The organism is Variovorax sp. Varisp85, assembly GCF_047304045.1.
GTDB lineage: Bacteria > Pseudomonadota > Gammaproteobacteria > Burkholderiales > Burkholderiaceae_C > Variovorax.
Map to the genome: position 1 here is coordinate 1 of NZ_JBGLYN010000110.1, position 11,904 is coordinate 11,904.

Annotated in this window: 14 protein-coding genes; 6 read left to right on the forward strand and 8 right to left on the reverse strand. The window is 69.5% G+C overall.

The annotated features are described in order from the left end of the window. Positions 1-104 precede the first annotated feature (104 nt). Positions 105-1,343 carry a THUMP domain-containing class I SAM-dependent RNA methyltransferase gene (locus ACCC97_RS27865; protein WP_413336204.1) on the forward strand — a complete coding sequence of 413 codons (1,239 nt, stop codon included), beginning with the start codon at positions 105-107 and terminating at the stop codon, positions 1,341-1,343. Here ACCC97_RS27865 and ACCC97_RS27870 read toward each other — a convergent pair. After that, complete coding sequence (locus tag ACCC97_RS27870; RefSeq protein ID WP_413336206.1) at positions 1,329-1,796, reverse strand: surface-adhesin E family protein; 468 nt, start codon at positions 1,794-1,796, stop codon at positions 1,329-1,331. The genes ACCC97_RS27865 and ACCC97_RS27870 overlap by 15 nt on opposite strands. Positions 1,797-1,908: 112 nt before the next feature. Here ACCC97_RS27870 and ACCC97_RS27875 point away from each other — a divergent pair, with 112 nt between their 5' ends. Next, a complete protein-coding gene (locus ACCC97_RS27875) occupies positions 1,909-2,337 on the forward strand; it encodes a putative toxin-antitoxin system toxin component, PIN family (RefSeq protein ID WP_007829889.1) in 429 nt (142 codons plus the stop codon). Here ACCC97_RS27875 and ACCC97_RS27880 read toward each other — a convergent pair. Then, positions 2,334-3,251, reverse strand: a complete 918-nt coding sequence (locus ACCC97_RS27880; RefSeq protein WP_056588688.1) for a hypothetical protein — start codon at positions 3,249-3,251, stop codon at positions 2,334-2,336. The two genes, ACCC97_RS27875 and ACCC97_RS27880, sit on opposite strands and share 4 nt — an antisense overlap. Continuing rightward, positions 3,248-4,945 (reverse strand): FMN-binding glutamate synthase family protein, encoded by a 1,698-nt coding sequence (locus ACCC97_RS27885; RefSeq protein ID WP_007829896.1) that lies wholly within the window; start codon positions 4,943-4,945, stop codon positions 3,248-3,250. Before ACCC97_RS27885 ends, ACCC97_RS27880 begins: the two co-directional genes overlap by 4 nt. Before the next feature lie 55 nt (positions 4,946-5,000). Between ACCC97_RS27885 and ACCC97_RS27890 the strand changes: the two genes are divergently transcribed. Continuing rightward, positions 5,001-5,792, forward strand: a complete 792-nt coding sequence (locus tag ACCC97_RS27890; protein WP_413315296.1) for a UPF0149 family protein — start codon at positions 5,001-5,003, stop codon at positions 5,790-5,792. A gap of 124 nt (positions 5,793-5,916) precedes the next feature. Here ACCC97_RS27890 and ACCC97_RS27895 read toward each other — a convergent pair whose 3' ends face one another. The 4 genes from ACCC97_RS27895 to ACCC97_RS27910 are packed head-to-tail and all read right to left on the reverse strand — an operon-like array spanning position 5,917 to position 7,815. Further along, positions 5,917-6,234 (reverse strand): GNAT family N-acetyltransferase, encoded by a 318-nt coding sequence (locus ACCC97_RS27895; RefSeq protein ID WP_413315295.1) that lies wholly within the window; start codon positions 6,232-6,234, stop codon positions 5,917-5,919. Continuing rightward, a complete protein-coding gene (locus ACCC97_RS27900; RefSeq protein WP_007829901.1) occupies positions 6,231-6,725 on the reverse strand; it encodes a nuclear transport factor 2 family protein in 495 nt (164 codons plus the stop codon). The genes ACCC97_RS27895 and ACCC97_RS27900 overlap by 4 nt, the downstream gene beginning before the upstream one ends. Before the next feature lie 29 nt (positions 6,726-6,754). Continuing rightward, complete coding sequence (locus ACCC97_RS27905; protein WP_237726046.1) at positions 6,755-7,282, reverse strand: CinA family protein; 528 nt, start codon at positions 7,280-7,282, stop codon at positions 6,755-6,757. 5 nt (positions 7,283-7,287) lie between these two features. Then, entirely contained in the window at positions 7,288-7,815 is a 528-nt protein-coding gene (locus ACCC97_RS27910) for a phosphatidylglycerophosphatase A (RefSeq protein WP_007829904.1), read from the reverse strand. 173 nt (positions 7,816-7,988) lie between these two features. Here ACCC97_RS27910 and ACCC97_RS27915 point away from each other — a divergent pair, with 173 nt between their 5' ends. Together ACCC97_RS27915 and ACCC97_RS27920 are read left to right on the forward strand one after the other, a co-directional pair. Next, complete coding sequence (locus ACCC97_RS27915) at positions 7,989-9,440, forward strand: MFS transporter (protein ID WP_413336209.1); 1,452 nt, start codon at positions 7,989-7,991, stop codon at positions 9,438-9,440. A 36-nt stretch (positions 9,441-9,476) separates the two neighbouring features. Further along, positions 9,477-10,187: a DUF3053 domain-containing protein gene (locus ACCC97_RS27920; RefSeq protein ID WP_413336211.1), complete on the forward strand. Its 711-nt coding sequence runs from the start codon at positions 9,477-9,479 to the stop codon at positions 10,185-10,187. A 20-nt stretch (positions 10,188-10,207) separates the two neighbouring features. Here the strand turns inward: ACCC97_RS27920 and thiL are convergent, their stop codons facing one another. Continuing rightward, positions 10,208-11,164, reverse strand: a complete 957-nt coding sequence (thiL, locus tag ACCC97_RS27925) for a thiamine-phosphate kinase (protein ID WP_413336213.1) — start codon at positions 11,162-11,164, stop codon at positions 10,208-10,210. 122 nt (positions 11,165-11,286) lie between these two features. Here thiL and ACCC97_RS27930 point away from each other — a divergent pair, with 122 nt between their 5' ends. Then, positions 11,287-11,832, forward strand: a complete 546-nt coding sequence (locus tag ACCC97_RS27930) for a hypothetical protein (RefSeq protein ID WP_413336215.1) — start codon at positions 11,287-11,289, stop codon at positions 11,830-11,832. Positions 11,833-11,904: the final 72 nt, after the last annotated feature.

Consider the following 11,904-nt stretch of genomic DNA (forward strand, 5'->3'; position numbering starts at 1 on the left):
GGGATGCGGGGGTGGGAGTCATCGGCAAATCGACTATATAGAGAAGGTGCGTGACGCGGCGACAATGGAGTCCCCTAGTCGGGCTTCCCGATGGCCAATTTTTTGTGAACGATCTCTCTCTTTTCCTGCCTTGCGCCGCCGGCGTCGAGGAATTCCTCGCCCAGGAGGTGCACGCCCTGACCGGCCGCGCCGGGCAAGACCTGCTCACGCTGCGCGGCGGCGTGCGGGTGCGCGCCGACTGGCGCGACGCCCTGAAGCTCAACCTGCACAGCCGGCTCGCGCAGCGCGTGCTGGTCGAGCTGGCCCACGCGCCCTACCGCAACGAGAACGACCTCTACGCCATCGCCAACGGCGTGGCCTGGGAGATCTGGTTCACGCCGAAGCAGACCTTCAAGATCGAGACCACTGCCCAGCACAGCCCGCTGCAGAGCCTGAACTTCGCCACCCTGCGCATCAAGGACGCCATTGCCGACCGCTTCCGCGCCAAGGCGAACGGCGTGCGCCCGAGCATCGAGACCCAGTGGCCCGACTGCCGCGTGTTCGCGCACCTGACCACCGACACCTGCACGCTGTACATCGACACCTCGGGCGAGCCGCTGTTCAAGCGCGGCTGGCGCCAGGACAAGGGCGACGCCCCGCTGAAGGAAACCCTGGCCGCCGCCATGCTGGCCGCCAGCGGCTGGTGGAACCCCGAGACCGGCGAAGTGTCCACGCAGCCGCTGTACGACCCCTGCTGCGGCAGCGGCACCATCGCCATCGAGGCGGCGCAGATCGCGCGCGGCATCGCGGCCGGGTCGCTGCGGCGCTTCGGGTTCGAGAAACTGCTGCCGTTCCAGGCGCATGTCTGGAACGCGATCCGGCAGGAAGCCGAGACCACCGTGCGCGAAGGCAGCGTGGCGATCTTCGGCTCCGACGTGTCGCACCGCATGGTCGACTTCGCCGAACGCAATGCCGAGCGCGCCGGTGTGGCGCAAGCGGTCGAGTTCCGCGGCGGCGATGCCTTGCAGCGCATGCCCCCGGCCGAAGGCGGCGTGATCGTGCTCAACCCGCCGTACGGCGAGCGCATCGAAGTGGGCGGCGTGGCCGGCACCGGCCGTTCCGGCGCGCGCGAATCGGCGCAGACCGCGCAGGGCGAGGGGGGCGACGGCGGCGAGTTCTTCCCGCAACTCGCCACCCACTGGAAGAAGAACTACGCCGGCTGGACCGCCTGGGTGCTGACGCCCGACCTGAAGCTGCCCAGGCAGATGCGGCTGAAGGAGTCGCGCCGCGTGCCGATGTGGAACGGGCCGATCGAGTGCCGGCTGTTCCGCTTCGATATGGTCGCGGGCTCAGCGCGGAAGTAGCGCGCCTTCGGGCCGCGGCTGCTCCCTGGCGGCTTCCTTGGGCCGGACGGCGCAGGCCGCGTTGACTGTGCGCATGACGATATCGCGCGCGCCGGCCAGCGTCAGGGGATGGATGTCGTCCTCTTCGAAATGCCTCACCGCGACGGGCTCGCCGACGAAGTCCGGATGGCCGAAGTAGGTGGTGCTCACGTAGCGCGCGCTGCGGGTCTCGCAATCGACCTTGGTACGGGCCTGGAAAGAGCGGAACCGGATGCCCTCGCGTTCCGTGCGGTCCTCCGGCAGGCTCATGCGCAGGCTCACGAGCCGGTTCGATCCTTCCACCTCGACGCTGGTCGGCTCCACCTGCACGTAGCTGCTGGCGGCATCGCCGGGCGTGCCCGACAGGGTCAGCCACTCGGCCCGCACTCCTGTGGACGCGAGCACGACGAGACAGAGCAGCGGGAGACGTTTCATGAAGGAAGGGCGGGGGTGGGCAGGCAACGGCCCATTTTCGCCGGGCGGGCCGACAAGGGCCTGACTCCGGCCCTGCATGGTGCAACATCGGCGATATTCCCCCGCACATTCCATGACCCTGACAGAATCCGGCCCCGTCGTCATCGACACCAACATCGCGCTCGACCTGCTGGTCTTCGAAGATCCCGCCTGGGGACCGCTGACCGTGCGGCTTGCCGCAGGCGAACTGCACTGGCTGGCCTCGGCCGCCATGCGCACCGAGCTCGAACGCGTGCTGGGCTACCCGCTGATCGCCCGGCGCATGGCGCAGCGCGGGCTGGAAGCGCCGGCGGTGCTGGCCGATTTCGATGCGCGGGTGCGGATGGTGGAAGGCACTCCGCCGCGCGCGCCCTGCGTGTGCAGCGACCCCGACGACCAGGTGTTCATCGACCTGGCCGTGGCGCACGGCGCACTGCTGCTGAGCAAGGACCGGGCGGTGCTGTCGATGAAGAAGCGGCTGGCACTGCGCGGTGTGGCGGTGCAGGCGGCGTTCGCACCTTAGTTCGGGAGCGCGGGCGGCGCCAGGTGCCACTGCCCCAGCAACCGCGCCACCGCCCGCACCCGCTGCGTATCCCTTCCCCATCGCCGGCTCGCCGGCAGCTTCTGCGCCCACTTCATGCGCCGGGCTGCATTCGCGATGCGCTCGCGCACCTCTTCGTTCACGCCGGCCAGCGCCGCATGCCAGTGCTGCCCCGCGGCCTGCGGCGCGGCGGCTTCCAGCATCATGGCCGTGGAGTGCAGGTAGCTCAGCCAGTCGCGCGCCTGGCATTCGGCCAGCGTCATGACCTCGGCCGGGTCGTCCTCGAAGTCGATGTAGCCGATCACGCCGTCGGGGCACTGCACGAGGTTGCGGTCGAAGGCCTGGCTCAGGTGCTGGCCGCGCATGTGCACGGCGGCAATCGCGGCAAGGCCTTCGCGCCACACGGCCAGCAGCGCGGCTGGGCCGGCGGCGGCGGCCTGGTCGAGCCGCTCCTGCAGCACGACCGTCGCGCGGCCGCTTTCGCCCAGGTCCGAGATCAGCAGGCCATCCGGCTGCTGCGCCAGCACCACCGGCACGCGCAGGCCCGCGGCCGCGAGCTGCTTGAGCCGCCGAGCCTCGGTCGCGATGGCCGCCTCGCCGCCCGGGTTGGGCACCGGCTTGATGATGTCCAGCCCCGCCATGCGCGCGACGGCCGCCATCACGCGATAGCCCCATTTGCCGTGCCGGGGCCCGGCCTTCTTGAGCCACACGCGTTCGCTGCCGAAGCGGTGGCTCGCCACGTTCTTCTCCTGCCGCGGCAGGGTGGTGCGCAGGAACTCCGCGTAGTCGCCGGGTGCCGGCGGGTTCGGCAGGAGCGCGTCGAGGGGAGCGGGCGCCGAAGCTGCGCCCTTGCGCGATTGCAGGCGCCCATTGGCGCCTCGTCTCAAAGGATTCATGCGGCCAGTGCGAAGCCCGCCACCAGCCCGTGCGGGGCCTGCGTCACGGGTTGGAAGCTCTCTGCGCTGGCCAGCGGCCAGTAGGTTCGGAAAACATTGTGCTGCTCGTCGAGCGGGCCGAGCAGGGCGCCCGGCTGCACCTGCATCACCAGGTTGCTCAACAGGCGCACCTCGGTGTCGGAGATGCGGCGCACGATGTGGTGCGCGGTGATCTGCTGTGGATGGTCGAGGCCCGCAGCCTGCACCAGCTCCTGCAGCGCATGCAGCGTGCTGCGGTGGAAGTTGCGCACCCGGTCGGCCTTGGTGGGCACCACCAGCGCCTGCTGGCGCAGCGGGTCCTGCGTGGTCACGCCCGTGGGGCAATGGCCGGTGTGGCAGCTCTGTGCCTGGATGCAGCCCAGCGCCATCATGAAGCCGCGCGCCGCGTTGCACCAGTCGGCGCCCAGCGCCATCATGCGGGCCACGTCGAAGGCGGTGATCACCTTGGCGGCGCAGCCGATCTTGATGCGGTGGCGCAGGTTCACACCGATCAGCGTGTTGTGCACCAGCAGCAGGCCTTCCTGCAGTGGCGCGCCCACGTGGTCGCTGAATTCGACCGGTGCCGCCCCGGTGCCGCCCTCTGCGCCGTCGACCACGATGAAGTCGGGCGTGATGCCGGTGGCCTGCATCGCCTTGACGATGCCGAACCATTCCCAAGGGTGGCCCAGGCAGAACTTGAAGCCGGTCGGCTTGCCGCCCGACAGCTCGCGCAGCCGGGCGATGAAATGCATCATCTCGGTCGGCGTGGAGAACGCGCTGTGCGAAGAAGGCGAGATGCAATCCACGCCCACCGGCACACCCCGCGCCGCCGCAATCTCGGGTGTGACCTTGGGGGCGGGCAGCACGCCGCCGTGCCCGGGCTTGGCGCCCTGGCTCAGCTTGATCTCGATCATCTTCACCTGCGGGTCGCGCGCGTTGGCGGTGAAGCGTTCCTCGTTGAAGCTGCCGTCGTCGTTGCGGCAGCCGAAGTAGCCCGAGCCGATTTCCCAGATCAGGTCGCCGCCATGCACGCGGTGGTGCTGCGAGATCGAGCCCTCGCCGGTGTCGTGCGCAAAGCCGCCCATCTGCGCGCCCTTGTTGAGCGCGAGGATCGCATTGGCCGACAGCGCGCCGAAGCTCATGGCGGAGATGTTGAACACACTGGCGCTATAGGGCTGTGTACAGAGCTGCTCCGGATTGGCGCCGACCGGCTGCGGCGTGCCGCCGATCACGATGCGGAAGTCGTGGTTCGCGAGCTTCGTGGGCTGCATCGAATGGTTGATCCACTCATAGCCCGCGATGGTCACGTTCAGCTGGGTGCCGAAGGGCCGGTTGTCCGGGTCGCCCTTGGCGCGCTGGTACACCAGCGAGCGCTGGGCGCGCGAGAACGGCGCGGCTTCGGAGTCGCTCTCGATGAAGTACTGCCGCATCTCGGGGCGGATGAATTCCAGCAGAAAGCGCAGGTGGCCGATGACCGGGTAGTTGCGCAGGATCGCGTGGCGCGCCTGCCGCAGGTCGTGCACGCCGGTACCCGTGAGCACCGCGAACACGGCCACACCGGTCCAGGCCAGCCACAGGTGCGGCGACACCAGCACGAACGCCAGGCAGGCCGCCAGACCGGCCACGCACAGGGCGAAGGCGCTGTAGCGCGCCGGAAACGGAATAATCGTGGGCATAGAAGTAGTCTCGACCGGAGCCTGCTGCATCATAGAGGGCTGCCCCGAACTTGCCATGACGACCATTCCCGACTCCATTTCGCCTTCCGAGGCCCCCTCCGCAGCCCGTACACCCCTCGGCCCCGACGATTTCGACGCTCTCGACCAGGCGCTCGACGCCATGCGCGAGCACGACGAGGAAATCCCCCAGTGGGAGTTCTGCGAAGGCTTCATGGCCGCGCTGATCTGCACCCGCCGGCCCATCATGCCCTCCGAATACTGGCCCGTGCTGCTGGGCGACAGCTTCTCCTCGGCGCAGCACATGGAGTTCGTCTGGAACTGGAAGCGCCGCTGGATCGAGATCGAGGAGGGCCTCGACGCCCCGGTCGAAACCCTCGACGACGAACGCAGCTGGCAGCCCGAGGTGCTCGACACCCGCGGCGCCATTGCCTCGCTGCCCGAGGAAGAACGCGCCGAAGTCGCCGGAGAAGCCATTCCGTCCTTCGCGCAGGTCTGGGCGCTGGGCTTCATGTACGCGGTCGAGAACTGGCCCGAAGACTGGGCCACGCCGCGCGACAAGGACGCCGCGCGCATGCTCGACGACGCGCTCGACAACATCGTCGCCCTGACCGAGGACGACACCGCCAAGCCCACGTTGTCGATGTACAGTGACGACGCCCCGCCCAGCGTGAGCCAGCAGCGGCTCGACGATTTCGGCGCCGCCATCTGGGCCGTGTACGACCTGCGCCAGCTCTGGAAGAGCCTGGGCCCTAAAGCCGAGACCATCCGCAAGGAAGCCACGCCCGGGCGCAACGATCCGTGTCCTTGCGGCAGCGGCAAGAAGTACAAGAAATGCCACGGTGAATGACCTGGGGCTTTTGACGGGGCGTCCTCTTCGGGGCGCGATCGTTCAGAGCACCCGGTGCCCTGCGCACGCGCGCTGAACAAGAACTCCCGGAACACAAACAGTGCAGCCCGGGAGCGAGCCCCGTTCAGATCTTGAAGGCGCGCTGGATGTCCGGCCGTACGAGGTCGGCGTACTCGCGGTGCTTGCGGATGTAGCCCGCGATGAACTGGCACACCGGGATCACATGCAGCCCCTTCTCGCGCGCCTCGTCGAGCACGTGCCTCGCGATGCCCGAGCCCACGCCCTTGCCTTCGTGCTCCGGCAGCACCTCGGTGTGCGTGAACATGATCGCGTCGGTCAGCAGGTTGTATTCGGCGTAGGCGGCGAGCTTGCCGTCGAGCACGGCCTCGTAGCGGTGCTGCGCTTCGTTGTTGGAAAAGGCGATGGCGGTGTTGTGGCTCATGGCTGGCGTGCAAGAAAAGTAGCGAGATTGGCCGCGGCGGTGGCACGCACCTTGTTGCGCAGCATGGGCGTCCAGCCCAGCAGCAGGCCCGGCGTGCCGAGCGCCTGGCGCGACCAGGTCCAGAACGGGAAGCTGTCGCGGTGCGTCGCGATCAGCCCCTCGGGCGTGAAGGTGAAGTGCGCGTCGATGCTGTTGTCGACGAGGCGGCCGGTGGCGCCGAAGCGGTAGTGCGCATCCCAGTGGGCGCTGCCGCTGGTGTCGTCGGCCTTCACGTCGCGCCAGCTCAGGCGCCACACGTCGGCGCCCTTGGCCTTCGTGGCCGAGGTCAGCATGCGCCACATGCCGCCCACCTCGCGCTGCCCGCGCAGCGAGAAGGCCTCGTCGTCGAACACCGCATCGCTTGCGTAGCAGGCCTTCATGGCGGCGCCGTCGAGCTTCGCGAAGGCGCTGTAGAAGCGCTCGATGGTCTGGGCGTTGGTGGCTGCTGTCATGAGTCCTCTCGGGTTTGTGAAAAATCGGGTCAGCGGCCGAGCAACTCGACCAGCGTCTGCAGTGCGTACCGCACCGTGGCCGCGCGCACCGTGGCGCGGTCGCCGTCGAAGCGGCGGCGCTCGGTGCGCACGTCGCCATCGACCGACCAGCCGAACCACACCGTGCCCACCGGCTTGTCGGGCGTGCCGCCGGTCGGCCCTGCCACACCGGTCACGGCCAGCGCCACGCGCGACGGCGGCGAATGCGCGATCGCGCCCGCGGCCATCGCGCGCGCCACCGGCTCGCTGACCGCGCCGTGCGCCGCGATCACCGCCGCGTCCACGCCCAGCAGCTCGGTCTTGGCCTCGTTCGAATAGGTGATGAAGCCGCGCTCGAACCACGCGCTGGAACCGGCCAGCTCGGTGCAGGCCGCGCCGATCAGCCCGCCCGTGCAGCTTTCGGCGGTGGCCAGCATCCAGCCTTTTTTCTGCAGCAGGCCGGCCAGCGCCACGACCAGCGCGGGCGTGTCGTGGTCCGCGAGCGTCGGCAACGTCGAAGAAGAAGAGGAAGAGTCCATCGGGTTCACCATGCGCGCCAGAGTGCAATGACCAGCAGCGTGCAGAACGCCGCCACCAGGTCGTCGAGGATGATGCCGAAGCCCGCGTGCCACCAGCGCACCTGCGCCGCGTCGCGCTGCTTGAACAGCGCATCGGCCCAGGCCACCGGGCCGGGCTTGGCGGCATCGAAATAACGGAACAGCGCGAAGGCGACGGCCTGCGCGAGGAGGCCGGCCGGCGTCACCAGCCAGAGCACGATCCAGAAGGCGATCACCTCGTCCCACACCACGGCGCCGGGGTCGGCCACGTTCATGTCGCGCGCAGTCACGGTGCAGGCCCACCAGCCGATGGGCAGCGAGGCCGCGATGATCCAGCCGATGGTGGCCGGCGTGAACCACAGCTGCATCACCGAGAACGCCGCCCAGGCCCACAGAGTGCCCACGGTGCCCGGCGCGATGCGCGGCAGGCCGGAGCCGAAGCCCAGCGCGATGAAGTGCGCGGGATGCGAGAGCAGAAAGCGCAGCGTGGCGCGGCGCATCGAGGGTTGGGGCATGGCGCCGGAGGTGGTGGTCGTGGAGGAAGAAGAAGCGGCTTGCATCGGGGCAGGAGTGTCGCGCATCCGGGCCGGCACCGGTTCGGCGCAGTTTTTATTTATCAAAGCAATAGCTTGTTTAATTGGCCGTGCGCACCTAGCATCCGGGCTTCTTTCCGACTTCGTTGCTTGCCATGTCCTCCTCCTCCTCCTCCGCGCTGCGCTCCCCACCTCCCATCGCCGCATGGAGCGAGCTGTTCAGTGGCCGCAACGGCTGGCGCGCGCTCGCGCTGACCGGCGGCGTCGCGCTGCACGCCGTCAACGTGCACATCGTGACCACGGTGCTGCCGTCGGTGGTGCGCGAGATCGGCGGGCTCGACTGGTATGCCTGGAGCACGACGCTCTTCGTGGTCGGCTCGATCCTCGGCGCAACCCTGTCGGTGCGGCTGCTCGCGGTGCTGGGCCCGCGCGGAGCGTGCCTGGCGGCGCTGGCGGTGTTCGGCGCCGGTTCGGCAGGCTGCGCGCTCGCGCCGGCCATGCCGTGGATGCTCGCGGGGCGCGCGGTGCAGGGGTTGGGCGGCGGGTTGCTCGCGGCGCTGAGCTACGGGCTGATCCAGCTGGTGTTCGAGCAGCGGCTGTGGCCGCGCGCGGTGGCGCTGGTGTCGGGCATGTGGGGCGTCGCCACGCTGTGCGGGCCGGCCGTGGGCGGGCTGTTCGCGCAGGCCGGGCATTGGCGCTGGGCCTTCTGGTTCCTGCTGCCGGTGGCGGCGGCGCAGGCATTGCTGGTGCTCGTGCAATTGCGGCCCCAGATGGGTGTGAAGTACGCGCGGCCCGCCACGCCGCCACGTGTGCCGATGCTGCAGATCGGCCTGCTCGCGGCTTCGGTGCTGGTGATCGCAGCCAGTGGTTTGTGGGCCGACCTGCTCCGGCAGGCCGCCGGCCTGGCACTGGGCCTGGCCATCGGCTTCGCGGCCACCCGCATCGACAGCCGCGCCGCCGTGCGCGTGCTGCCGCGCGGCGCGTATGCGATGAGCGCGCCGCTGGGCGCCATCTACGCGAGCGTGGCGCTGCTGCTGATCGGCACGGAAACCGAGATCTTCGTGCCGTACTTCCTGCAGCTGCTGCACGGCCATTCGCCGCTCATGGCGGGTTACCTCGCGGCCGCGATGGCGGGCGGCTGGAGCGCGGGTTCGCTGCTGTCCTCGGGCCGCAGTGGCGCGGGAGCCGACCGCATGCTGCGCGCCGGCCCGGTGATCTGCACGCTGGGGCTGTTGGCACTCGCGTGGCTGCTGCCGTCGCAGGAATTCTTCGGTGCCGGTTTCGAGACCCTGCTGATCGCCGTCGCGCTGGCGGCCGTGGGGCTCGGCGTGGGCATCGGCTGGCCGCACCTGATCACGCGTGTGATGTCGCTGGCGCCCAAAGGTGACGAAGGCCTGGCCTCCGCTTCGATCACCACCGTGCAGCTCTACGGCATGGCCGTGGGCGCGGCCGTGGCCGGACTGGTGGCGAATGCGGCGGGGCTGGCCGTGCCGGGCGGTGTCGAAGGCGCGCAATCGGCGGCCCTCTGGCTGTTCGCGGGTTTCGCGCTTGCGCCGGCCGCCGCGGTGTGGCTCGCATACCGCGCCGTCGCGAAGCGCTCCCTATAATTTTTGCCACCACAACACGCGGGAGGGCCTCTGCCCATGAGAACTTTCATTCGACGTCTCGGGGCCCTGTCGCTCCTCATGGCCTTCGGCCTTGCACTGGTCGCCTGCGGCAACAAGGAAGCCGAGCAGCGCAAGGCCTTCACGGCCTTCCTGCAGACCCGCGTGCTCGACAAGCCCGGCCTGCGCGTGCCGATGCCCACGGAGGAGGAGAAAGCCTCCTTCGGCGACTACGCGAAGCACTACGCGGTGATCACCGATTTCAACGAAGGCATGAACAAGTCGGTGAGCCAGCCCATGACGCAGATCATGGCCAAGGGCGCGCTGCGTTCCATCGCCGACCTGACCTCGCGCCGCGACGACCTCAAGGCCGCGAAGGACGGCCTCAACGGCCTGCGCAGCGCGCTCGACCAGCAGACCGCCAAGGCCGATGCCGCGCACGCGCAGCTCAAGCAGCCCGACGACCTGAAGCCGGTCTACGACAAGGCCTTCGACAAGACCGTGACCACGCCGGCCGGCACCTTCAAGGAAGTGTTCCCCGCGCTCGACACGGTGTTCGACAGCGCGCTGGCCATTGGCGACTTCCTCGAGAAGAACAAGTCGAAGATCCAGGTTTCGGGCACCACGGTCACCGTGACCGACCCGGCCGTGCAGGCCGAGCTCAACAAGATGCTTCAGCAGCTGAACGGGCAATCGGCTGCGATCAATGCGGCACAGCGAAAAATGCAGGCGATGGTGCAAGGCTCCTGAGCCGCGTGCGGCTCAGGCCTTCAGACAAAGTGGTCGAAGGAGCCGAAGCGCTGTGACACCGGCGCGCCGGCTGCATCGACGATGCGCAGGCCGGCATCGGCCTCGATGCGGCCGATGCGCGTGACGCAGGTGGCGCTGTCTTCTCCGGCTTGCTCTACTGCGGCGCGCGCCGACGGCGCAGCGGTGAAGACCAGTTCGTAGTCGTCGCCGCCCGAGAGCGCGCAGGTGCGCAGGATCTCGGTGCTCAGGCTGGGGGCTTCCACAGCGATCAAGGCCGTCGCCGCATCGGCATCGAGCGTGGCACCCACACCGCTCGAGGCGAGGATGTGGCCCAGGTCGCCGATCAACCCGTCGCTCACGTCCACCGCCGACGAGGCGATCCCGCGCAGCGCCAGCCCGAGCGCCACGCGCGGCGTGGGCTGCTCCATGCGCGCGCGGGCCGATTCGAAGGCTTCGGCCGGCAGCGCGACCGTGCCGCGAAAGGCTTCGAGCGCCAGCCGCGCGTCGCCCAGCGTGCCGCTCACCCAGATGTCGTCGCTCGCGCGCGCGCCCGAACGCAGCAGCGCCGCGCCGGCCGGCACCTCGCCGAACACCGTGATGCAGATGTTGAGCGGCCCGCGCGTGGTGTCGCCGCCCACCAGCTCGCAGCCGTGCGCGTCGGCCAGCGCGAACAGGCCGCGCGAGAAGCCTTCGAGCCAGGGCTCGTCGACACCCGGCAGTGCCAGCGCGAGCGTGAAGGCCAGCGGCTTCGCGCCGCAGGCCGCAAGGTCGCTGAGGTTCACCGCCAGCGCCTTGTGGCCCAGCCGCGCCGGATCGACGGTCGAGAGAAAGTGCCGGCCCTCGACCAGCATGTCGCTGGACACCGCGAGCTGCATGCCCGGTGCCGGCGCGAGCAATGCGCAGTCGTCGCCCACGCCGAGCGGGGAACGCGTGGCGGGGCGCTTGAAGTAGCGTGTGATCAGGTCGAATTCACCCATGCAGCGAGCATAAGCGGTGGCCGTGGCGCCGGCCTGCAGGCACGGCGGCGGCGTTCGGGTAGATTCGCCGTGGCGCCCGCCTTTCACTGCCGAAATCTTCTTGAAATAGAAAGTTCTCGACCATGGCTGAAACCGTTTCCGTGTCACCCGCCACCATGTCCACGACCGAGCGCGTCGGCGAGGCGATGCGCAGGGCCCTGCCCCTGCTGCCCGGCGAGGCGCGCCAGACCGTCGAGGCCATGCTGGAGCCGGCCGCGCTGGCCATCGTGGCCGCCACGCTGGTTGTGTGGGCCGGCTCGCACTTCTTCGGTGTCGGCGAAGTGGTCGACGTGATCCTGCTCGTGGTGGGGTTCGCCGCGCTCGGCACGGCGGTGTTTTCGGGCGCCAGCGAGCTTTACGACTTCGCGCAGAAGTCGGTCAACGCCGGCTCCGACGCCGATCTCGACGAGGCCGCGAAGCACTTCGCCAAGGCGGTGATGCTGCTCGGCATCTCCACGATCCAGGCCCTGCTGCTGCGCGGCGCGGTCAAGCCGGTGGTGGCCCGCGGCATGCCCAGGATCGAGCCGCTGCCCGATGTCGGCCTGCCGCCGCCGGCCGGAGGCCCCCGCCTGCAGCTGAGCCGCCCGCGCTCGATGGCGGGCGGCGCGCGCGGCGGCCCCGCCAAGTAAGGCGCCGTCACCGTCGCGCGCCACCAGCGCCGGACAGAGCCGCGCCTCACGCTGTTGCCAGGACACGTGCCC

Excerpts from the sequence above, each read along its gene's own strand:
- ACCC97_RS27890 (WP_413315296.1), top strand. The coding sequence starts at position 5,001 with ATGACGACCATTCCCGACTCCATTTCGCCTTCCGAGGCCCCCTCCGCA.
- ACCC97_RS27920 (WP_413336211.1), top strand. The coding sequence starts at position 9,477 with ATGAGAACTTTCATTCGACGTCTCGGGGCCCTGTCGCTCCTCATGGCC.
- ACCC97_RS27885 (WP_007829896.1), bottom strand. The coding sequence starts at position 4,945 with ATGCCCACGATTATTCCGTTTCCGGCGCGCTACAGCGCCTTCGCCCTG.
- ACCC97_RS27915 (WP_413336209.1), top strand. The coding sequence starts at position 7,989 with ATGTCCTCCTCCTCCTCCTCCGCGCTGCGCTCCCCACCTCCCATCGCC.
- ACCC97_RS27905 (WP_237726046.1), bottom strand. The coding sequence starts at position 7,282 with ATGGACTCTTCCTCTTCTTCTTCGACGTTGCCGACGCTCGCGGACCAC.
- ACCC97_RS27930 (WP_413336215.1), top strand. The coding sequence starts at position 11,287 with ATGGCTGAAACCGTTTCCGTGTCACCCGCCACCATGTCCACGACCGAG.
- thiL (WP_413336213.1), bottom strand. The coding sequence starts at position 11,164 with ATGGGTGAATTCGACCTGATCACACGCTACTTCAAGCGCCCCGCCACG.
- ACCC97_RS27875 (WP_007829889.1), top strand. The coding sequence starts at position 1,909 with ATGACCCTGACAGAATCCGGCCCCGTCGTCATCGACACCAACATCGCG.
- ACCC97_RS27895 (WP_413315295.1), bottom strand. The coding sequence starts at position 6,234 with ATGAGCCACAACACCGCCATCGCCTTTTCCAACAACGAAGCGCAGCAC.
- ACCC97_RS27870 (WP_413336206.1), bottom strand. The coding sequence starts at position 1,796 with ATGAAACGTCTCCCGCTGCTCTGTCTCGTCGTGCTCGCGTCCACAGGA.
- ACCC97_RS27900 (WP_007829901.1), bottom strand. The coding sequence starts at position 6,725 with ATGACAGCAGCCACCAACGCCCAGACCATCGAGCGCTTCTACAGCGCC.
- ACCC97_RS27910 (WP_007829904.1), bottom strand. The coding sequence starts at position 7,815 with ATGCCCCAACCCTCGATGCGCCGCGCCACGCTGCGCTTTCTGCTCTCG.
- ACCC97_RS27880 (WP_056588688.1), bottom strand. The coding sequence starts at position 3,251 with ATGAATCCTTTGAGACGAGGCGCCAATGGGCGCCTGCAATCGCGCAAG.